The organism is Mariniphaga anaerophila, assembly GCF_900129025.1.
In the GTDB taxonomy this organism is placed as follows: Bacteria; Bacteroidota; Bacteroidia; order Bacteroidales; family Prolixibacteraceae; genus Mariniphaga; species Mariniphaga anaerophila.
In genome coordinates this window covers 86,383-110,188 of sequence record NZ_FQUM01000001.1, presented here as the reverse complement: position 1 = coordinate 110,188, position 23,806 = coordinate 86,383, and the positions used below count along the sequence as shown (strand labels likewise).

The 23,806-nt window shown below is 40.6% G+C and carries 11 protein-coding genes and 1 riboswitch; of the genes, 4 read left to right on the top strand and 7 right to left on the bottom strand.

The window, feature by feature from the left end:
- Nucleotides 1-31 precede the first annotated feature (31 nt).
- Nucleotides 32-210, bottom strand: a riboswitch (cobalamin riboswitch).
- Nucleotides 211-295: 85 nt separating this feature from the next.
- On the top strand, nt 296-2,623 hold the full coding sequence (locus BUB08_RS00365) for a TonB-dependent receptor (protein ID WP_083570548.1): 2,328 nt from the start codon (nt 296-298) through the stop codon (nt 2,621-2,623).
- Nucleotides 2,624-2,715: 92 nt separating this feature from the next.
- Here the strand turns inward: BUB08_RS00365 and lgt are convergent, their stop codons facing one another.
- Both lgt and secA read right to left on the bottom strand, forming a co-directional pair.
- Nucleotides 2,716-3,531: a prolipoprotein diacylglyceryl transferase gene (gene lgt / locus BUB08_RS00360; protein WP_175549893.1), complete on the bottom strand. Its 816-nt coding sequence runs from the start codon at nt 3,529-3,531 to the stop codon at nt 2,716-2,718.
- Nucleotides 3,532-3,601: 70 nt separating this feature from the next.
- Nucleotides 3,602-6,919 carry a preprotein translocase subunit SecA gene (secA, locus tag BUB08_RS00355; RefSeq protein WP_072997913.1) on the bottom strand — a complete coding sequence of 1,106 codons (3,318 nt, stop codon included), beginning with the start codon at nt 6,917-6,919 and terminating at the stop codon, nt 3,602-3,604.
- Between the two features lie 533 nt (nt 6,920-7,452).
- Here secA and BUB08_RS00350 point away from each other — a divergent pair.
- The 3 genes from BUB08_RS00350 (at nt 7,453) to BUB08_RS00340 (ending at nt 14,368) form a co-directional block, all read left to right on the top strand.
- Nucleotides 7,453-11,337, top strand: coding sequence for a T9SS type A sorting domain-containing protein (locus BUB08_RS00350; RefSeq protein WP_072997911.1), 3,885 nt, complete (start codon nt 7,453-7,455; stop codon nt 11,335-11,337).
- 66 nt (nt 11,338-11,403) lie between these two features.
- Nucleotides 11,404-13,392: a cellulase family glycosylhydrolase gene (locus BUB08_RS00345; protein ID WP_072997909.1), complete on the top strand. Its 1,989-nt coding sequence runs from the start codon at nt 11,404-11,406 to the stop codon at nt 13,390-13,392.
- 10 nt (nt 13,393-13,402) lie between these two features.
- Nucleotides 13,403-14,368, top strand: a complete 966-nt coding sequence (locus BUB08_RS00340) for a glycoside hydrolase family 5 protein (protein WP_072997907.1) — start codon at nt 13,403-13,405, stop codon at nt 14,366-14,368.
- 328 nt (nt 14,369-14,696) lie between these two features.
- Here BUB08_RS00340 and BUB08_RS00335 read toward each other — a convergent pair whose 3' ends face one another.
- The 5 genes from BUB08_RS00335 to BUB08_RS00315 all read right to left on the bottom strand — a co-directional run bounded on the left by BUB08_RS00335 (nt 14,697) and on the right by BUB08_RS00315 (nt 23,801).
- Nucleotides 14,697-15,836 carry a DUF4972 domain-containing protein gene (locus BUB08_RS00335; RefSeq protein ID WP_072997904.1) on the bottom strand — a complete coding sequence of 380 codons (1,140 nt, stop codon included), beginning with the start codon at nt 15,834-15,836 and terminating at the stop codon, nt 14,697-14,699.
- 207 nt (nt 15,837-16,043) lie between these two features.
- Nucleotides 16,044-18,920: a glycoside hydrolase family 2 protein gene (locus tag BUB08_RS00330; protein WP_072997901.1), complete on the bottom strand. Its 2,877-nt coding sequence runs from the start codon at nt 18,918-18,920 to the stop codon at nt 16,044-16,046.
- 9 nt (nt 18,921-18,929) lie between these two features.
- Nucleotides 18,930-21,209, bottom strand: a complete 2,280-nt coding sequence (locus tag BUB08_RS00325) for a GH92 family glycosyl hydrolase (RefSeq protein ID WP_072997899.1) — start codon at nt 21,207-21,209, stop codon at nt 18,930-18,932.
- Between the two features lie 4 nt (nt 21,210-21,213).
- Complete coding sequence (locus tag BUB08_RS00320) at nt 21,214-22,572, bottom strand: hypothetical protein (RefSeq protein ID WP_139249560.1); 1,359 nt, start codon at nt 22,570-22,572, stop codon at nt 21,214-21,216.
- A 35-nt stretch (nt 22,573-22,607) separates the two neighbouring features.
- The gene (locus BUB08_RS00315; RefSeq protein ID WP_072997895.1) at nt 22,608-23,801 is read right to left on the bottom strand and encodes a glycoside hydrolase family 99 protein; all 1,194 of its coding nucleotides are present in this window, start codon (nt 23,799-23,801) and stop codon (nt 22,608-22,610) included.
- Between the last annotated feature and the right edge of the window lie 5 nt (nt 23,802-23,806).

Genomic DNA, 23,806 nt, shown 5'->3' with positions numbered 1-23,806 from the left:
AGGTACTTAAACCATCGCTTTTATTCCCGAAAGCATTTCATTGAAAACGGCAGGTTTTCTGGCTTGCCCGATTGGCGACGGCCTTCCCGCTCCCCTATTTCCGGGAGCAGTGACTTCAGTTGTCGCTTACATAAAGGCTCACAGCTGCGGGTACAGCTCCGGTTTTTCACCGGATTCCCATTTTGTTAAACCATTTTCGCTACAAAAGTAATAATCACAAAACAATTTCCTATTTAGAACGTTTCTAAATAATCTTTAAAACTCAATACTGTTAAATATTTTAATGATGAAAAAAATGAGACTTAGTATAATTACTACAATTATTCTTTCCTTTTTAAGTGCGCTGGTTGTGCACGCCCAAAATACAGATGCTGTAATTATCGGGCACGTAGTTTCGAGGGGAGAACATCTGCCATTTGTAAATGTTTACCTCGAAGGCACAAAACACGGGACTACAACCGATGTTACCGGCCACTACATGATGGTTGACCTGCCCGAGGGAGAATACACGTTAGTGGCAAAAATGATTGGCTACAAAACAGAAAAGCGACCGGTTGTGCTGGAAGCCGGCGAAACCATGGAAGTAAAATTTGAACTGGAAGAAGAAGTACTTCGCGTTGGCGAAGTTGTGGTTACCGGCACCAAAACATTTAAACGACAAACAGAGAGTGCTGTAATTGTTAATGTTCTGGATGCAAAAACCATAAAAAACGTGGCTGCACAAACTGTATCACAAACGCTGAATTTTCAGCCGGGTTTGCGAATGGAAGTAGATTGCCAGACCTGCAACTATTCACAGCTCAGAATGAACGGGCTGGGTGGAGCCTACAGTCAGATACTTATAAACAGCCGGGCGGTTTTTAGTCCGCTAACCGGCCTTTACGGACTGGAGCAGCTGCCGTCGGAAATGGTAGAGCGCATTGAAGTTGTTCGGGGTGGAGCTTCAGCATTGTATGGCTCCAGCGCCATCGGCGGAACGGTAAATATCATTACAAAAATGCCCGGACGAAATTCCTACGAAATAACGTCGAATAACTCAGTGCTTGGAAACGGTGCTGCCGATTACAACGTGAACGGTACGCTTACCGCCCTCTCGCAAAAAAGGAATGCAGGGGTGGCACTTTACACATCGTACAGACAGCGTGATTCATACGACCACAACGGCGACAATTACTCTGAATTGCCAACGCTGAACAATAATTCGTTCGGGATGAATTCGTTTTTCAAACTGGACGAAAAACAGCAGTTGCAGGTAAATTTCTCGAGCATGCACGAATACCGTTACGGCGGAGAAATTCAGGATGGACCGGCTTACATGGCCCAACAATCGGAAGAGCGAACTCACAATGTATTGATGGGTGGCGTTGATTACGAACTTACAAGCGACAACAACAGAACATCGCTGGTTTTGTATACCGCGGGGCAGCACACAAAAAGAAAACACTACACCGGTTTAACTCCGGATACAGAATCGGATTTGCAGAAACATAATGCCAATCCACCTTACGGAAATTCAAAAAATTACACCATCCAGTTTGGCGCTCAATTAAATCATGTGGTTCCTGAATTTATAAAAGGAAGAAATACACTGACATTTGGAACCGAATATGTTATCGACGACGTATTTGACGAAATTGAAGCATACCAATATATGCTTGACCAGAACTCAAAAAACTTTGGCGCATTTTTTCAAAGTGACTGGGAAATAACCAGAAAAACAAATTTACTGGCCGGAGTAAGAGCCGACAAACACAATTTTGTTGACGATCTGATACTCAACCCCCGGGTTTCTCTACTTTTCAAACCCGACATAAATACGCAATTGAGGCTTTCCTGGTCAACCGGATTCAGAGCACCTCAGGCTTTTGATGCTGATATGCACATTGCTTTTGCCGGCGGAGGAATTCAGACAATCAGTCTTGCCGACGATTTAAAAGAGGAACGGTCACAAAGCATGAGCGCTTCCATAAACTGGGACAAACCCACGGAAAAACATATTTTCGGATTTACGCTGGAAGGTTTTTACACCCGTTTAAAAGACGCTTTTATTCTGGAAGAAATAGGAACGGATGATTCGGGAAACTCATTAATGGAAAAGCGGAACGGTGGAATGAGCAACGTTTACGGGACAACACTGGAGGCACGCGCTAACTACAACAGAACGTTTCAGATAGAAGGCGGCTTTACGTTACAGAAGAGCCTCTACGATCAGCCAGTGGCCTGGTCAGACCAAATTGAAGGAACAAAAAAATACCTTCGGACACCGCAAGCATACGGCTATTACACGTTAACTTTTACTCCTATGGACCGGTTAAGTGCATCGCTGTCCGGAATTTACACCGGTTCAATGCTAATTCCCCATTACGGAGTTCCTGAGGATGCAGGCACACCGGAGCAGGATCTGCTGTTCGAATCGCCAGATTTCATGGAAATGAATCTCAAACTGGGATACACGTTCAAAGTAAACCGCCTCGATTCTTCCATTGAATTGTACGGAGGAGTGAGCAATTTATTGGACAGTTATCAGAATGATTTTGACTCGGGCAAGAACCGCGACAGCAACTACATTTATGGCCCGGCGCAACCGCGGTCTTATTTTTTCGGAATAAGAATTTTCAATTAACAGAATACAAAAAATGCGCTAACCGATTGAACTCGCTTAGCGCATCTTTTTGAAGCGACTGCATTGCGGTCGCTTATTTTTTTGAAGATTTTCTACTTATTCTTATAAACCTTTTCGGGCAATTTTACAGCTCTGACAATTAGAAAAATTCCAGCCAGAACAAAAGGAATACTCAGCCACTGCCCCATGTTTAAACTCATTGTGGCCTCAAATGCTTCCTGGTCTTCTTTTATAAATTCGATGAAAAACCGAGCTGTAAAAATGAACACGAAAAACATTCCGGTTAACAAACCTTCTTTGTTTTTTGCACGGGTACGCCAGTACATTAACATCAAAACTCCAAAAGAAATCAGATAAGCCAGCGACTCATAAATTTGAGTAGGGTGTTTAGGAACGGTTTCGCCGTTGCGTTCAAAAATAACTCCCCACGGAAGACTCGTTTCAACACCGTAGATTTCAGAGTTCATCAGGTTACCCAGACGTATAAACGCGGCAACAAGAGCTGTTGGAACAACAATGCGGTCGATAGTCCACAAAACACTTCTTTTGGTAATCAGTTTCGAATGAATCAGAAGTGCTATTATAATTCCGAGCGCACCGCCATGACTTGCCAAACCACCATGCCACACCTTTAATATTTCTCCGGGGTGTTGCGAATAGTATTCCCATCCGTAAAAGAAAACGTGCCCCAAACGGGCGCCAATAATTGTGGCGATTATAATGTAAAAGAAAAGAGAATCGATCCATTTTTGAGATACATTTTCGGATTTCAACATTTTCTCGCCAATATAGTAACCGATTAAAAAACCGGAGGCAAAAAGCAAACCATACCAGCGCACCGAAAACGGGCCTAAATTAAACAACTCAGGGTTGGCATTCCAATGGATAAAATTCAGCAAATGTATCATATTCTAATTCTTCAGTTTTGTTTTTAATGGCCGGAAATACAACTAAATATAACCGGTTAACAAAGTTGTTTTATGCTCCTTTTCCGTGGCACTGTTTATATTTTTTACCACTTCCGCACGGACAGGGATCATTTCTGCCCACCCGTTTTTCAACCCGCACAGGTTGCGGTTTAGAACGTTCTCCGGTTTGTGAATTGGCTCCTTCCATAGGATTATCCACACCCGGCATATCCGATTTTTGTGTTTTGTAACGGCTCATATCAGTACGTTTCCGTTCTTCTGCCTGACGCACCTGGTCGGGGCTCTGAATCGGAATGTGACCTTTCATCAAGGTACTCACAACATCTTTATTCACTTTGCTCACCATTATTTTGAACAGGTTGAATGATTCAAATTTATAGATAAGCAGTGGGTCTTTTTGTTCGTAAGTAGCATTCTGAACCGACTGTTTCAAATCGTCCATTTCGCGCAGTTGCTCTTTCCATGATTCGTCGATGGTATTCAGCACCACTTGCTTCTGATACGATTTTACAAGTTCCTTCCCCTTGTTATTATAAGCTTTTTCCAGGTTACAAACTATCTGGAATACCCGTTTCCCATCGGAAATCGGAACCACAATATTTTTATAAACCTGCGATTTGGTTTCGTATACATTTTTAATAACCGGGAATGCCTGTTTTGAAATAGATTCTACCTTCCGGTTATATCCTTCTATCATTTTTTGATAGATACGTTCAGTAATATCGTTTACGTTTAACTGCTTAAATTCGTCTTGTGACACAGGCGATTCAATAGAAAGCAAACGAAGGAGTTCCATGTTAAAGTCTTCGAACTGATCAGACCCGTAATATTCGTTTGCCAATTCTTCAACCGAATCGTACATCATATTCAGCAAGTCCACATCAAGTCGCTCGCCAAACAGAGCGTGTTTACGTTTTTTGTAAATCACTTCCCTTTGAGAGTTCATCACATCATCGTATTCCAGCAATCGTTTACGAATACCGAAGTTGTTTTCCTCCACTTTTCGTTGCGCTCTTTCAATGGATTTGGAAATCATGGAGTGCTGAATAACTTCGCCCTCTTTCAGTCCAAGTCGGTCCATAACACCAGAAATACGGTCGGAACCAAATAAACGCATCAAATCGTCTTCGAGTGAAACATAGAACTGCGAAGACCCCGGGTCTCCCTGACGACCGGCACGGCCTCGCAACTGGCGGTCAACGCGTCGGGAGTCATGTCGTTCTGTACCGATAATTGCCAATCCTCCTGCCTTTTTCACTTCAGGAGAAAGCTTAATATCGGTTCCACGACCGGCCATGTTTGTAGCAATTGTTACTGCGCCTGACCGACCGGCTTCTGCAACAATTTCAGCCTCGCGGGCATGCATTTTTGCATTAAGTACGTTATGTTTTATCCCCCTTATTTTAAGCATCCGGCTTAGCAGTTCCGAAATTTCAACAGAAGTGGTACCCACCAGCACCGGTCGTCCGGCATTGTGTAATACAACAATTTCGTCGATAACCGAATTGTATTTTTCTCTTTTTGTTTTATAAACAAGGTCTTCCCTATCGTCGCGGATAATTGGGCGATTGGTAGGAATAACCACTACTTCCAATTTATAAATATCCCAGAATTCTCCTGCTTCTGTTTCGGCAGTACCTGTCATCCCCGCCAGCTTGTGGTACATTCTGAAATAATTCTGAAGGGTAATTGTTGCAAATGTTTGTGTTGCGGCTTCTACTTTCACCCTTTCTTTTGCTTCAATGGCCTGGTGCAGCCCGTCGGAATACCGCCGCCCTTCCATAATACGGCCGGTTTGCTCATCCACAATTTTCACCTTGTTGTCGATTACAACATATTCCACATCTTTTTCAAACATGGTATATGCTTTCAACAACTGGTTAATGGTGTGAACGCGTTCAGATTTCACGGCATAATCCTGAAGCAATTTGTCTTTCTTCTCCTGAATCGCATCTGGTTGCAGAGTGGAATTTTCCAATTCTGCCATTTCCGCACCCATATCGGGCATTACAAAAAAGCTTTCGTCTGAAATATCTGCAGAAATTAAATCGATTCCTTTATCTGTCAGCTCAACCGAATTGAGTTTTTCTTCGATGATAAAATAAAGAGGATCGGTAACAATATGCATATTCTTATTGTTATCCTGCATATAATAGTTCTCTGTTTTTGTAAGAAGGGCTTTCATCCCTTCTTCACTCAGGAACTTAATTATCGATTTATTTTTAGGAAGCCCCTTGTGTGCACGCAGCAACAACAAACCGCCTTCCTTCTTTTCTTCGTCTGTGGCGTTTTCTTTAGTGAGCAGCCTTTTGGCGTCAATAAAAATGCGGTTTACGAGATCGCGCTGGGCTTTGTAGAGTTTTTCCACGTAGCCTTTCAACTGTTCAAATTGCTGGTTTTCACCTTTTGGCACCGGCCCTGAAATGATCAACGGAGTACGTGCGTCATCAATCAACACCGAGTCCACTTCGTCCACAATTGCATAATGATGTTTCCGCTGAACCAGGTCTTCCGGATTTATCGACATGTTGTCGCGCAAATAATCAAAGCCAAACTCGTTGTTGGTTCCGTAGGTAATATCAGCGTTATATGCTTTACGGCGGGCTTCGGAGTTAGGCTGGTGTTTATCGATACAATCTACGGTCAATCCGTGAAACTCAAAAATAGGCCCCATCCATTCGGCATCACGTTTCGACAGGTAGTCGTTAACTGTTACCACGTGAACACCGCGTCCGGCAAGGGCATTCAGAAATACCGGCAAGGTAGCAACAAGTGTTTTTCCTTCACCGGTAGCCATTTCAGCAATTTTCCCCTGGTGCAAAACCACGCCGCCAATTAGCTGCACATCGTAGTGTACCATGTCCCAGGTTATTTCACTTCCACCGGCAATCCACTTGTTTTTCCAAAGCGCCTTTTCGTCCTGGATAGTTATGCTGGAGCGGGTTGATGCCAGATCTTTGTCATAATCGCGGGCAGTAACATCAACTATTTCATTTTCGAAAAATCTCCGTGCTGTTTCTTTCACAATGGAAAAAGCAGCAGGAAGAATTTCATTCAGCACCACCTCTATTTTTTCATCGATTACCTCTTCCAGCTTATCGATTTGCTTATAAATATTCTCGCTTTCCTGAATTTCAGCGTCCTCAGCTTTTTCTTTTAGCTCGCTAATTTGGCGCTCTTCTTCTTTTATTCTATCGTGAATAATCTGTCGCAACTTATCTGTTTCTTCGCGAAGTCCATCGTTAGAAACCGATACTATCCGGCTATATTCCTTTTTTATCTCATCTACAATCGGAGATATTTCTTTTATATCCCGATCCGATTTATTTCCGAGTATTTTCCCGAGTATTTTAGTTACAAAAGCCATTTTTCTTCAATTATTTTAAAATCTGTGCAAATTTAGTCAATTGCTTAGGGTAAAAAAACGATTGTAAACATTTCAATAATATTTATCTATAAAAAATTGTTGCAAGCAAATCAGAGTACAAATTGCTTGTCCGGTCAAATTCATTCTATTTTAAACATTTGATTGATACAAGCGGGATTTTTTAATAACATATTTTCGACAAAAACAATACAAGTAATAAAATACAAATTCATATTGTACTTAAAACAGAGTTAATTAAGATCAAAAATATTTAATCCAGCTAAATTACTCTTCAAAAATAATACGAATCAGTATTATAAACAAAAAGCCTTTAAATACTACATCTCTATTTGTAAACAAAAAAGGCAATAATTAACGGGTTATGGTATAAATTACATTTACGTAAGATTTATTACAAGCATGCAAGATTTATTGCATTATTATCAACTGACAATTAATCAGTTATAGTAAATAAATTTTGATATTTGTTTATAAGACAAGTAACAGAAATTTAACATTTAAATTTAAGTACTATGAAACTAAAACTTCTACTTCTCTCTTTTCTATTAACCGGTATTCTGAATGCACAGGAAGACACCATCCGTACATTAATTATTACGGAAACCCGTGTGGACAGGAACGACCAGTCTTATGTCGAAATTACCAACGTTGGTACCGAAGACATAAATATGAGCCAATTTGAATTTGGCCGTATTGGAGCCTGGACACAACCCTACGAAGCTGAATCAGGATCATTCTTGAGGTTGCCTGACCGTGTTCTGGCTCCGGGTGAGACTTTTTTAATTGCATCAGTAAAAGAATTTACTGAAGAAATGTATCCTCTGCAACCTGATTTTTTCAGAAGAAGAGATACCAAAAAAGAATGGTGGACTCTCGCAGATATCCAGATGCATATGCCCGAAGAGAGAACATCATTGGCTCCTGCAGGAATCACAGACAGCGTTTCTACAAATTACGCAGTTATGGAAACCTGGGGCAGCCGCGAAGCCTGGTACATTGAGCAGCATTTTGCAAATGGTGATTCAGCAATTGTAGATCAGGTTGGTGGATTGTTTGCAGCAGATGACGGAACTCAGGAAGACAGCCCGACAATAGACGTTGCCGGAGTTACCAACGCCTGGGGAACCCATATTCTGGTTCGTAAAGCAAGTGTAAAACAAGGAACTACAGACTTTAATTCGGCACGCGGTATCGACATTGAAGACTCAGAGTGGATTCCTCTTCCCATACAATCTGTAGGTACCGATAGTTTTGATCCCTGGAGAGCTCTTTTCTGGACTGTCGGATTTCATGGCGATGTCACTTTGGATGAAAGCACCCTGGTGTCTGATGCGCTTACTGTTGACTGGGCGAATAAAACAATTACCGCTGCATGGGGAACACGAAATAACGACGACTTTATGTTTGAGTTTGAAAAAGTTCCCGGGCTGGCATGGAAATACGATCTAGCAGAAGCCGCTGAAGACTCCGCGTATAACTCAGCCAGAACTGGTGACAAGCTTACCATTTATGCATGCGGAAACACATTGCAAACAACTGTTTTCGACATAATAGTAGAAGCTCCTACAACCAGTGCAAACATTGTCATTCCTAAGTTCTCACGCGACTGGGACACCGAAGGAAATTTTTATACGAATGCTATTAACTCCGGCATTGATGAAGTTTTTGAAGTAACGGTTGATGTTCCGGAAATGGATACAATCACCAACGGATTATTTGGAATTCAATTTGCTACCCGGACAGACACGCTGTTTAAATATTTGGAAAAAGCACCAAATGCCCAATGGGAAATTATTTGGGTTGACGGAATTGAACGGCCGGATGTTAAAAATGGCGATATTCTGAAAGTAACTGCAGAAAACGGTGCGATTAAAGAATATTTCATTAAAACAGACATATACCGTGCAGACCACAACGCAAACCTTGCAGCCATCACCTGGCCCGATATTCCGGAATGGATGAAAGGGTTGTTTGGATGGACGGGAGATACTATTCCGGGATTTGATCCTAACGTATTAAATTACACGGTTGAGGTTCCTGCAGAAACAAGTGGAATTCCATCTCTGATAGCAAAAGCACAAGAGCTCAACACAACCGTCGAAGTTCAGGGAGCAAGTAGTCTTTCCGGTTCCGATGCACAAAAGACAGTAAAATACACTGTTACTGCAGAAGATGATACAACCGTTAACGTATACAACGTTAAGCTTGAAAAAGAGATTTCGCCTGACGATATTCAGCCTTTTGAAACAGAACCTTTCTTTTCGGAAGTAATTTTCAATGAACAGTGGAGCAATGGATTTATTGAAATTTGCAACCCCGGAAATCAGGTTCTCGACCTGAGTGATTACATGATGGTTGGCACCTATTCTGATCAGGCTGGAGCAATTACGCAATATTCAGGAGAAGACGACTGGGCAGTAAGATACCGTAAATACATTCCGGGATACAAATGGGTTGATGAATCTACCTGGGCTGCTAAACCGGGAACTTTAGTAGAAGACTTTAACGTAAGCCCGAGGGTTGAAGCAGGCGATGTGTTTGTAATGGGACACATTAACGGAACCGGACAAAGCGGTTATCCGTGGAATGCCAGCAGACAGTGTGACATTATTTTCAACACCGCATACAACCCGTGGGGTGAAGCTTTCGATGAATGGGCCAGTGCAGCAAACGAATGGAATGCAGCAAACTACTACATTTTTAAAATCTTGAACGATTCTATCAAACGAGGATTAAAACCGGCCGACGATCCCAATGATTTTGAACTGATTGATGTATTTGGACAAGGCGACGAAACACAATGGGTAGTTGGTGGCGTTTCTGTTGAGCAAATTACAAGCTATGTAAGAAAGCCCGAGTACTGGCAAGGAAAAACAGGATTTGGAGAGTCGTTTGGCACGAACGAAGACGATGCTGAGTGGACATGGACAAACCGGGCATACTGGGGAGCAAGAGGCTATGGCTGGCCAGATGATATTTTGATGGTTACCAGCGACCTCGGGAAACACTTCTTCTATCCGGTTACCACCTTCCAATCTACCATTTCATCAGTAGTTTACAAAGTTAGCGATGGCTACAAAACAGAATCGCTGAGAGGCGTAGTTGCAGGTACCACTGTTGCAGAATTCCTCGGCAACATCATTAAAAAGAATGAAGAACAAAACTTAACAGTTAAGGCAACTGCCGATGGCTCTCAGTTAGCCGACGGAGATATGCTTAGTTTAAGCGACACACTTGTTGTTGTTTCAGCCGATGGCACAAATACGACTAAATACGTTTTAAATGTTTCAGAAGAAGGCCTGAGTTCTGATGCATTACTTACGTCGACATTATACACTGTTATGGTTGAAACTCAGCCTGCCATCGACGGTTCTGAGGGTGGCGAAGGATATGTAACAGGTTTTGATTACGGAACCCAGTTGCGTACTATTCTTAATAATGTTACAGTACCCGATGGCGCGTTATTAAGCGTTGTTGATGGCGATGGCGCCTATGTTTCATTAAAACGTTTGAATTATGACACATCTTATGTAAACGTAACGGTAAATACCAATACTTATCTGAATGTGGTTGCCGAAAACGGGATTACTGAAATTGTATACCAGTTGCGCCCGACATCTTCCGAAAACGATGCATTCATACTTTCAGACATTTACATGGTATCTCAATCAGAAAATCTGGTGCGGTACGTGCCTCGCGAAACAAATGTTTACACATTATTATCGAACGTTGTTCCTTCCCTTAACGCCACTATAAAAGTTATAGACAAACTGGGGAACGAAAGAATGGAAGGAGCTGTTTACGAAGACGATAAGATTGTTGTTACTTCACCGAGCGGAACAACAACCAGGGTTTACCACCTTGCCATGCTACGCACAGAATTGGTGCCTGCGCCGGTGTACCTGGCATATGTACTGTCAAATGTGTACAGCGTTAACCAGATTAGTTACGCCATTTCCGGAATACCGGGAGGAGTTGCGTTAAGCGAATTCTATTCGCGCATCACTCCCAGCTGGGGTGCTACTGCGGTTGTTGTGGATGCAAATGGAGACGAAAAGACATCCGGAAACCTGAACGCCGGAGACATGCTTAAAGTTACATCTGCCGACGGAAAAATTGAAGTGATTTACCAACTGGGAATGACTTCGGCCTTCGATGTAGCCGCAAAGCAAATCGAAATTTATCCGAACCCAACAGCCGGCAAACTGAATGTAAGCGGCGTTGATAAAGGAGACCGAATTCAGGTTTACAGCAGCACCGGAGCAATTGTTGAGGACATAAAAGTCAGCAGGAATCTCGAAGTTTTGTCTCTCGACAGGCAACCTGCGGGCATGTACGTAATAGTTATTAGTAGCGAAAAAGAATTAATTGGCCGTTTCAAAGCCATTAAAAAATAGATACTACTGATGAAATTAAATAGGAGCCTGTTAAAGCAGGCTCTTATTTTTTAAACTGATTGGAATATGTATTCAAAGCCTCTCTTTGCGCTCGTTTTTCTTTTTTTCCTTGTTGGGATGAATCATGTAATGAATGCACAAATTACTCCTGACGAAGCCATTGGGCAAATGAAAAAAGGAATTAACCTCGGCAACACGCACGAACCGCCAACTGAAGCCGGATGGAACAATCCCATGGCGCAGGAATACTATTTCGATTTATACAAAAACGCCGGTTTTCAATGCGTAAGAATTCCGGTTCGGTGGGACAACTACACTGCTAAAACGCCTCCTTATAAAATTGACGATTACTGGCTAAACCGGATTGAACAAGTTGCAACCTGGGGATTAGCGAGGGATTTATTTATTGTTATTAATGCACACCACGAACAGTGGATTAAAGAGAATTACAGCGAAGAAAACAAAGCAAGGTTCGACAGCATCTGGTCTCAAATTGCCACGCGTTTTAAAAATAAACCAGATAAATTAATATTCGAAATTATTAATGAACCGCATGGTTTAACCAAAGCACAAAATGATGATTTGCATGCGCGCGTTCTGGCTGTCATTCGTAAAACAAACCCAACACGCCTGGTCATTTTTCAGGGGCACAGTTGGGGCGGTTCTGACGAGTTGATTGCCGCTGCCATTCCCGACGACGATTACCTTATCGGCTCATTTCATTCATATGATCCGTATTTGTTCGGGCTCGAAGGCGAAGGAACATGGGGTTCCGCTGCCGATTACAATGAATTGGACAAAAAATTCGAAGCCGTTGCCGATTGGTCTGACGCAAACAACGTCCCGGTTTTTCTGGGAGAATTTGGCGCCATAAAAAGCGGAGACCACAACTCCAGAATGCGCCATTACCGCGCTTACGTGGAGTTGTCGCAGAAATACGGTTTTACGCCCGTGGCCTGGGACGATGGTGGCGATTTCAGAATAATGGAAAGGGAACAGAGAGACTGGAACGAAATAAAAGACATTTTGATATCCACATCTGCCAAATCGCCCAAGCCGTTTGCCACGGTTTATCGGGATTCCATCATTCAGGTAAGCTGGAGCACCAACACGTCTGACCACGACAGCGTTATTGTGCAGCAAAAAAGAGGTACCGACAGGCATTTCTCTGTCATCGCCACGCTGCCGCCCAATGCCAGGTCTTTTAATGTAGTAAAACCACCTATCAACAAATATTACGATTTTCGCATTATTGCTGATTATACTGACACTGCCGGGCTCTATTCTCAGCCCGTAAGGGTGTTTTTTCCGGAGTGGACAAAACCGGAGAGAACACCGTTTAACAATACATTGAGCATAATTCCGGGAATTATTGAAGCCGAAGATTTTGACAAAGGAGGAGAAGGATTCACATATCATGATACTAACGAAATTAACCTTGCCGGCGCATATCGGCCCGATGAAGGCGTGGACATTTACGACCGACAGGGCAATGGATTTCATGTTGGAAACGCTTTGCCGGGAGAATGGCTTGAATACTCGGTAAATGTTTTGGCAGAGGGTTGGTACAATGTTACTGCACACATTTCCACCTATTACGGAGGAGGTCAGTTTCAAATTGAAGTGGACACGGTATCTTCCGGGCCTGTTCGTGTAAAAGCCAGCAACAGTCCGCTGAATACGTTACCCAACAGCACCAAAATGTATTTATATCCGGGAAATCAAATCATGCGTTTTACCGTGCTCGAAAGTCCGCTTTTTAACATCGATAAGTTTGAGTTCGAACTGCTGACAAACACCTCAAATTTGCAAAACAATCGGGATTATGGGTTTGTTGTTTTTCAAAACTCGGCAAGAGAGCTGGTAATCAAACAAACTTCATCAGTAAAATCAGAACAATTAGAAATTTTTAATCAATGCGGTTCACTAACGCACAAAATACCAAATCCTGAATCAATGGAAAACATACCCCGCCCCCAACTATCTCCCGGATTACACATTGTCCGGGGTTTTTCGGAAAGAGGATATTGCGTTCATAAAATAGTAATCAGATAAATTTTTAGCCATGAAAAAAATCTTATTAGCACTTCTATTGATCACCCTCACCTCAGCGGCAACAAGCCTAAAAGCACAACCTGTAAAGGAGAACGGACATCTCGCTGTTGACGGGAAACACCTGGTTAACACCCGGGGCGAACCGTTGATGTTGGCCGGGGTTAGTTACGGATGGCACAACTGGTGGCCGCGTTTTTACAATGAACAGACTGTTGAATGGCTGGCAAAAGACTGGGGATGCAATGTGGTTCGTGCAGCAATGGGAATTGGTCCGCACAGAAGCTATCTGGATCAACCGGAATGGTCTAAAGAAAAAATTGAAGCCGTAATAAAAGGCGCAATTAAAAACGATATTTATGTAATTATTGACTGGCACGCCCACGGGATTTTTCAGGAAGCTGCGGAGACATTTTTTGCCGAAATGGCGCAGAAATACGGCAAATACCCGCATATTATTTACGAAATTTTTAACGAGCCGGTACACGATTCCTGGGAAAAAGTAAAGGACTATTCCATTGCAGTAATCAGAGCAATTCGCGAACACGACCCCGACAATGTCATTCTTGTTGGCAACCCACACTGGGACCAGGATATCCACTTGGTGGCCGATTCGCCAATTGAAGGATTTGAAAACCTGATGTACACGGTACACTTTTATGCCGATACCCACAAACAGGATTTACGCGACCGCTGCCAATATGCCATCGCCAAAAACATTCCTGTTTTCATTTCCGAGTCGGCCGGGATGTCGGCAAACGGAGACGGCCCAATTAATTACGAGGAGTGGCACAAATGGATTGATTTTATGAAAGAAAATAAAATAAGCTGGGTGAGCTGGTCCATTGCCGACAAAGACGAATCCTGCTCCATGTTGAAACCATCGGCCAGCGATTTTGGCAAGTGGAAAGCAGACGACATGAAAGAGTCGGGTATAAAAACTAGAGAACTGCTCCGAAAATTTGCCGGGCTGGATTAAATTTTTCAACTCCGAATGGAAACTTAACCAGGACAAGCCAGAACAAAAAATCCACCGTCAAACCTAAAAATATCGCCATTCTTCCGGCGTCAAAAACTTGATCCATATATCACGGCCAAATTTGTAACAATAATTACAATATACGCATTGAAGGAAGCCACATAAAACAGACAATGGGCAAAAAAAATGGACGATGTCCAATCCTGAATTGGGGCATCATTACCGAAAGACTCAATGTATTTTTAATCGAACTTAGATCATTAAACAAAAAAATACCGGGGAAGCCCCCCGGTATTTTTCATTTACATAATTTATGAGATAGTGCTTGTTATTTTTTTATCACTTCCCAAGTATGGGTCCCGATAATTGTGGCTTCATGACGCCCTGTAATATCCTCAATTGTTGTTTCCTCTCCGGCTGGTTTTGTGGTAAAATCCCATCCACATACCAAATCATCTTCTGTTCCTAAAACTTCGGCTTCTTCTTTAGCAAGACTCAATATTTCTTCTTGAGTTTTTATCCCTTTCCAAATATGAAAATGCTTAATGTAACCATTCGTTCTTCTACCTGTTTCTACGTGTCCATCGGCTTTAGTTTGAGCAAATGCAACCATTGGTGCCACATCTCCAGAATATGGTTTGTAAGGGTTTGGACCTTCGTATGGCAATGTAACCGAAGCTGCAAGTATTCCATTTTTGTATAATTTCGCAACAACTAATTTGTTATCAATCTTTTCATTGTCGAAACCTTTATCATTATATACTGCAGCATAATGAATCCATTTATCTAGGCTACCATCATTAAATTCGAATCCGCCTTCCGATAATCCATAATAATAATCAGTACAGTAAGTCATTCGCATTTTTTCGCCATAAGTATTTACAGACCACCCGGTTCTTTGCAAGTTTGCTTCATCTTCGATAAATGTAGATATTACAGGCCCAAAATCAGTATAATCATTGAGTTTAAGAAATAACTCTACGGTAAAAGCCTGATCTCCTATTTCACCAAAATTTGTATAATCAGAACTGCTTCCAAAATCGATATAACCGCCATCGGAGAGTCCTCCTACATATAATTCATAACTTTTTTCGGACTCTTCCAGATTTACGGTTTCCTTAAATTGTACCACGATATTATCTGCCTCGGCAAGCAGTTGATCCACTTTTCTTTGTGATGGCTTTGTTTCCACACCATCTTCTATTCTTCGAGCAGCATCATCGAGCATGGTTATTGCTTCGTTAAGCAGTTCTTTACTCTCCTCGGGATACATCCCAATCTCATCTCCATATTCGGCATCATTTCGCAGAGAGATCAACTCTTCAGCTTTATCTTTTAATTGACTAATATAGCCTAATATTTCAGCTCCGCTATCATCATCCTTTGAGCATGAAAACAACAAAGACCCTAAAAATAAACCCAGCATAATGCTGATACTCAACCTAGAGAATGTAATCGTTTTATTCATAATTAATATATTTAAGTAAATATTTATGTTTCTATTCTCGATAAACTTTAAATGAAATAGGAATCATTTCCATCGATGCATCGATTTTTTTCCCCCAACTCCATTTACAATAAAAGTCTAATAATTAATTTCGTTCATTCACTATAATTTCCCCTAAGGCAATTAGTGTCCGTAAATGATAAAAAAACTTTTAAAATCACCCAATTTCTATTCTACACCAAACAACTTCCTATCAACGTTATACCCCTCTACACTTAAATCTAGGGCACCCATTACATTCGTTTTATCTACTTCAAATGTTACTTCTTTTTTCTCGTCAGGCATCATGAAAAAATATCCATCGTTAAAATAAACAGGCAACACACGTTTTCCACTATTTCTGTCTCGTAAGTCTAAACTTATTGAAGCAGCTATACTTTTACTAGCGTTATGCAACAGAACGGTTCCGCGCAGTTTTCCGTTTTCTTCTACTATGTTTTTAACAAAAGTTTTTATTGTTACTTTTGGTAATTGACTCAATCCTTTCAAATTGAAATTTTTATCGGTTAGCCAATAAGTATTATCATCTACTACTTTATTTCTCCTATCTTTCAATGTCAGCTTCACAAAGTGAAGGCCTGTCTTCTCATTGCTTTTCGTCAGTTCGGTAATGGGAGTCAAATTGTTTGGAGCAATATCCTTTATCTTAATATCTTCGTCACTCAACTTTGTCCCATCCAAATTGTATATCGAAACATTAAGTATTAGATTCTTATAGGAATGCAGACTTGTATTTATCACATCTATTTGATGTTTGTCTAAACTCATCTGTACATGCAAAAATGTGCAAGCTTTTTGTGCTCCGTAATATGCCCCTGATGTTTCTCCATTAGAGCTATAGGTTTGCCAAACCATACTCGGCCATGCAGGATGGCTCATCCAAAGCAAAATACCAGAAGCATCGTTCCACATTTTACTGTTCCATGCCTCGAATATAGCACGATGACTTTCATAGTTTATGATTTGAGCTTTCTTCGTGAACTCTTGCAGATTATCGGAATCTCCCATTTTTTTGTCAATTCCTTCTTTATACAGAATGGCAAATTTGCTATCACCTACAGGTGTCATATGCCAATCGTGATAATACCACACATCACCAATAGGCCATGTATCTTCTATCGCCATAAACTCTTTCACTGTTTCGGCAGTTGGCAAAGATGGAGTTCCTACTTCTGATCTGAAGCCACCTGCCAGGGAATAATAAAAAGCAGGATCAAACTGATAGTGCCAGGGGCCACTATTGGCTGAATTTAACTCTCTAGAATTTCCGATATAATGACGAGTAATATCTTCGGCTGCAAGAAATTTTGCAATCTGGCTTTCCAGCAAATCAGATGCAAACCCCTCATTTCGGGGACACCAAAGAGCGATAGATGGATGATTTCGGAATCGCCGAACAGTTTCAGTTACATTATCCATGAATAATTTGTAATCCAACACATCGAGATTAAAATTCTCTGTGGACAACCAAAAATCATTAAAAACCAGCAATCCATATTCATCGCATAAATCGTAAAACAATTCTTCAGTACTTTCCCCGGTCCAGTTTCGTACCATGGTATAATTCTGATTCTTGTGCAATTTAAAGTATGGTTCTAAACGCTCTCTGGACACTCTTTTCATGGCATCGTCCATTCCCCAGTTGCCACCTTTGCAGTATATGCGCTGCCCATTAACTTTTACAATTATATAAGCATCCATTGCAGGATCAGATATTTCCGTTATTCCTTGTGTGGTAAGGGATTTTTCCAAATAAGGAACATACATCCCAGACGTAATCTTTTTCCTTTTGGTATTATCAAAAACTACTCGCTGATCAGCTAATGCTTTAATTGGATTATAATCTAATCGAATGTTATCTTTCTCTTCATTATAAGCCATCAGCTCGTATTCCAGCTCTCGCACCCCAAATCGGATATTCTTTACATCGAGCGTATCTTTGTTTGCAAGCAAACTCAGTTTCATATTGTAAAGATTTTGCGCTCCATATCCATTCGGCCACCATAATTTTGGATTTTTAACGAACAACTCCATGCACTGTTGTTTTGTAATTTTCAACTCCTTTATTTCGTTAGCAGAGAGTGAAAAGTTGTAGTTAGCATCAATATCGTTAATGTTAATATGTAGCGAAAGGTTCCTATCAACAGACAGATTATTTTTAACCTTTGTATTAATTGTCAAATTAACAGAACCAGTATCCGGCAGTGGCAAATCAGTGATAATCTGAGGATCGATAATTTCAACTCCTCCTCCAAATTTTATGTGTACATCTTGCCAAATTCCTATATTTCTATCACGAATACCGGGGATCCAATCCCATCCCTCAGACGAAATAAATGTAGGACCATCAAGACAAAGCGCACCACCATTGGCACCTTGTCCATCTATCGAGTTTTCTTCGTGGGGTATTCCGGGATTATTTGGGGGGAATATTTTCACCGCCAAAATATTCTTCTTGTTTAGATTAACATATGGAGTAATATCGAACTGGCCTCTTGAGAATGCCCCGGCGATAGTTCCGAGCAGTTTACTATTGAGCCATATTTCGGCCTTGTAATTAATCCCATTAAAAAGCAGTTTAATTCTATCTCCTTTTTTATTTTCTTCTAGTTCGAATACGTTTCTGTACCACCAAGCCATTCTGCAAAGCGAATCGGGAATAGCCAGATTATTGAGGCCCCAATACGGATCGGGATATACGCCTTGTTCAACAAGAGTTGTCAACACAGTTCCAGGGACAGTTGCATTATACCAGGTTTCAGTATTTAGGTTTAATGAAAAAACAGACTCATCAGAAGCTGTCACCTTATATGCTTCTATCATCTCCCAGCCTTGAGCTAACGAATAATCCCAGTCTGTTATCCTATCTAATCTTCCTTTAATATTCTTCTTCGGTTTGGGCAAATATGTTTGATACGAATAGCTTGATTTCGGCAATTCGTTTTCATCTTGTTTCTGCCTTAATCCAAAGTTAAGAGATTGAGCACTGGCACTCATCATAAACAAGGTCTGTAGAAATAGTATCACTACTAATCTTAGTTTCATTCTTGTATTTTATTTTAATTCAGTAGAAAAAGAGTAAGGGAAGTCAGAAGCCTTTACTCCTCTATCGGGATTAGGTTTGGCTGCCATTTCAAATTCAATCCTAGCTCCGTTCATTAAAATTTCGTGAGTTAAAAAATTTTTAGAATAGAGCTCATCGTCAACAAACAGCTGATTAATATATACATTTGAACTACTATTGTTTGGAGCTGAAATAGTAACTTTTTTCCCATTTTCAAGGTTCAATGTTACTTTCTGAAACAATGGAGAAGCAATCACATATTGATTAGAAGCAGGACAAACGGGATAAAAACCTAACGATGAAAAAACATACCACGCCGAGGTTTGACCATTATCCTCATCGCCACAATACCCATCAGGTGCTGCGGAATATAACCGGGACATTACCTCTCGTGCCCAGTATTGTGACTTCCACGGTTGAGCGGAATAGTTGTATAGATATACCATATGCTGTATTGGTTGATTGCCGTGAGCATATTGTCCCATATTCATCATTCGCATTTCTAAAATCTCATGAATTACCTGCCCATAATAACTTTCATCATATATAGGAGGCATTACAAAGACTGAATCGAGCATTTGATTAAAATAATTTGCACCTCCCATCAAATCTATCAGCCCTTGAGGGTCGTGGAACACCGACCAGGTATAGTGCCAACTATTCCCTTCAGTAAAAGCATCTCCCCATTTAAATGGATTAAATGGTTTCTGGAAACTACCATCTTTATTCTTCCCTCTCATTAGATTATGTTCTTCATCGAAAAGATTTTTATAGTTCATAGCTCTTTTCGCAAATATTCCTATTTCTTTCTCGGACTTACCTAAAGCTTGTCCCAACCTATATATTGCCCAATCGGCATAAGCATATTCCAACGTTCGGGCTGCATTTTCATTAATTCCAACATCGCACGGAACATAACCTAACTCGTTATAATAATCGCACCCTAAGCGTCCTGTCGATTTCACTTCAGGATGCTCAGCATTGGCTCCATGCACTACAGCTTGCCACAGAGTATTAATGTCATATCCCCGCAAGCCCTTTAAATATGCATCAGCCACTACCGATGCAGAATTGTTCCCGATCATACTTTCCCGATGCCCTGGGCTTGCCCATTCAGGTAGGAATCCACTCTCTTGGTATGTATTGACTAAACCGGCCTGTATCTTTTCATTTTCGGAAGGAAAAAGTAAATTCAAAAGAGGAAATAGACTGCGAAATGTATCCCAAAAACCTGTATCTGTGTACATATATCCGGGTAATACCTTCCCATTATAGGGACTGTAATGAACAATATTTCCATCTTTATCTATTTCATGCAATGCACGGGGAAAAAGAACCGAACGGTAAAAACAAGAATAAAATGTACGTAGATTATCAATATTATTATCTTCAACTTCTATTCTTCCCAGTACTTCATTCCATCGATCTTTCCCCTGCTGTTTAATGTCCTCAAAATTATGATTAGACAACTCGCTGAGATTCTGCTCTGCTTGCTCGTGGCTAATAAAAGACGATGCGATACGAGCATGCACTTCCTCTCCCTTTTTTGTAGAAAAACCAATGATTGCTCCTGCATGGTTATCCTTTATCTCTAACTCATTTTCTTCAATCTTTCCATTGCAAACAGAGGCATTGTACGCGAACGGTTTATCGAAAACGACAACAAAATAATTTTTGAAGTTTTCTGGTACTCCTCCATGGTTTTTAGTTGTGTATCCTATGATCTTATTTTCTTCAGGAACTATTTTGATATAGGATCCATTATCAAAAGCATCTACAATAACATAAGAGTTCTCCTGTTCAGGAAATGTAAAACGGAATATAGCAGCACGTTCAGTTGGACTTAATTCTACTTTCACGTCAAAGTCAGCAAGATATACGGAATAGTAATATGGTTTGGCTACTTCTGTTTTATGCGAAAAATAACTTGCTCGCTGCTCTTCCTCAAATACCGGCTTACTTGTTACAGGCATTATTACAAATTGCCCATAATCGTTAATCCAGGGGCTAGGCTGATGTGTTTGCTTAAATCCATTGATCTTGTCGGCAGCATAAGAATACACCCAGCCATCTCCCATTTTTGCAGTTTGCGGAGTCCAAAAGTTCATTCCCCAAGGCAAAGCTGTTGCGGGATAAGTATTTCCCGTTGACAGTGAAAATTTTGAATGAGAACCAACCAAAGTAGAAACATAATCTACAGGAGTTGTTTCAGAATACACATTTGATATAAAGCAAAGCATCAATATTAATAAGCGTATCTTCCTGACCATCAATCTATTTATTTATCTTCATATAAAATGGAACACACCAATTCTGCATTGGATATATTTTACCATATATTGCCACACCACCTTTTTTATCCAATGGAGTATAGCGTTCTTTAACTAGTGCAGATCTGTCATCGTAGTATGAATAATAAGATTTCCAAGGATCACTATCTCTAAGATTACCAGCTCCATATCGTTTATATCCGGCATAAATAACTTCTATCGCTCCTGTTAAATTTTGGCTACAGGTAATTACCACTTTATTGCCCTCAATCTTTGTATCAGTAATTGCGATATCAGTATCATTTTCTATTATTTGAAAACCATTATCTTTCCTATAATCGCTTGTCCAGGTATCGAAAATAAGTGGAGGAGTAGGGACAAAAAATTGCACCGTTACTTTATTCCCTTGCACATCAAACTTAGTAGGATAAATAGGGCTAGATATTTTATTAAAGATTAACTTGGAGCAAAGAGTTTTACCAATATATTCGCCATACCATCTGTAGCCGTTTGTACTAAGGTGACCACCTCCGTAGTCGGATGTAAGATAAGTTGGGTTAAGAAGAATAACATCTTCATTTTCTTCGGCAAACTCCAGCTGAGCCATATTAATGCTCATTTCTTTGTTTCGGACATAAATCCCTGCCACTTGATAAATGAAAAACAATGGTTTCTCTGTTTGCCCATATGCCTCCATAATATCGCTTTGCATATTATTTTTTAGCTTTAACAAGAGCCGCTTGTATTCATCTTTATTCGTGGTAGCATCTGTTCCTTCTGTCATTCCCAAGCCTTTGTTAGCTGGAGGATAATTAAATTCTCCCTGCATATATACTATTGCAGGGCATGATATTTCCTTATCTAACTCATCAGCTCTGGCCTTACCTTGTTTCAACGATTCGACAAATGTGGATTGATATAAGTTATCCTCATCAGGAAATTCTTTTGATAGTTGTTCTATAGACATTCCTCCTTCACCACCTGCCGACGCAATAAAAAGCTGATTTTCATTCACCTCGTTACGATAATAATGGCTAAAAGTATTTACTGCACTAACAATTGGTTGCTCACCTCCTGACTGCCATGCTGTAGCCACAAGAGGATTCAGAGTTGTAATATCTCTAGAATATCGTACATTCGGATTTGTTCCCAACATGTAGTTTCCTTCAAGAGCTCGTTTCGTTATCGCTTGGGGCGATTGCCACCCCAGGGACAAAGATTGTCCGTAAAATATGATATGTTTAAAATTACTTTCTTTTGTAACGGATGATGATATATCTTTTTCATCTGAAGATGAACAAGAATACAGTGCACTAACAAGCAATATAATTGTATAGAGTAATTTATAAGTCTGTTTCTTCATGTTTTTCATCTTTTATATTCTCAATATCGATTTTCCTATTTTTTAGACTCTTGGTACTTCAAAATATATTCAGCAGTTTTCTTCAAATAATAATCAGGAGCAAGCCCCTCGTAATCGTTATACGTATATCCAGGGATAGACATCGGAATTGCAGGCTCTATCTGTGTCCCTTCGTGCCACTCGTTAAATGAGGTTATCCCGATAAATGGTGAAGCACAATCTATCGCAGCCTGATAAGCTTCCTCATATTGGACTCCTGCTCTTCGTGGAGTTTGAATAGCACCATTCCAAGGACGTATGCGTAAATCGGCATATCCAGGGGAAGCACATGGGATAAAAGCCAGTTTCTTTTGATTTGCCCATTTTTGGATTCTTTCCCAATTTTTAGGATTTGCGCCATCGCAATATGCAGGAGCTCCAAAATAGGTAAACACCCCATCAAAATCGTATGATGCTATACGCTCAGGTTCTGTATTCAAATCATATATCAATCCAATAAAATAAGCATCTATATCTGTTCCTCTGATAGTTTTAGAGCCATCTTCAGAAAGAATGCTTTGCCAGTCATTTTTGTTAAAATCCAGAGCATTATATACAAATACCAACGGCTTACCATCTACGCTGTAATATGCTTTATGATTTCTATACTTTTGTACAAATTTTTCTAAATCATCTCTTACCGATGCCACACTTCTTCCATCATAAGGTTCTATATGCATACACACTTTCATCCCCACTTTTGCTGCTTCATCCATAATCATGTCTACACTTTTCATTACAAATTTATCGGTTGCCCACCATGTAAGTGCAATAACCCCTATATGAGCATCAGACATCATTTTCATATGTTTTGCAACGATCTCCCTGTCGGTGCTACTATATGTCCTAAGTTCAGGGAAAAAATCAGCACCAATATTGTTTCCATCCCCAGGAATAAGAACGGGAGATGTTTCTTCTGAATTCTCTGGATTTGGAGCTATATAATGTGCCCAATGAATATATCCCCCATCGTGCTCTGGATTTCCATACCAGTTGTAATAGAAACAGATTGTATTATAATCTAACTCTGGGTTTGACATATTATCAGGGATATAATCTGGCTGCTCCTTAGGAATGGGAGGAGTAACAGGTCCCGTTGTTCCAGAATCATCGTCTCCGTTACTACAAGCTCCCAACGTAACGATGGACCATATAAATAAGAGACAAGGTATTGAATGTATTTTTTTCATGACAT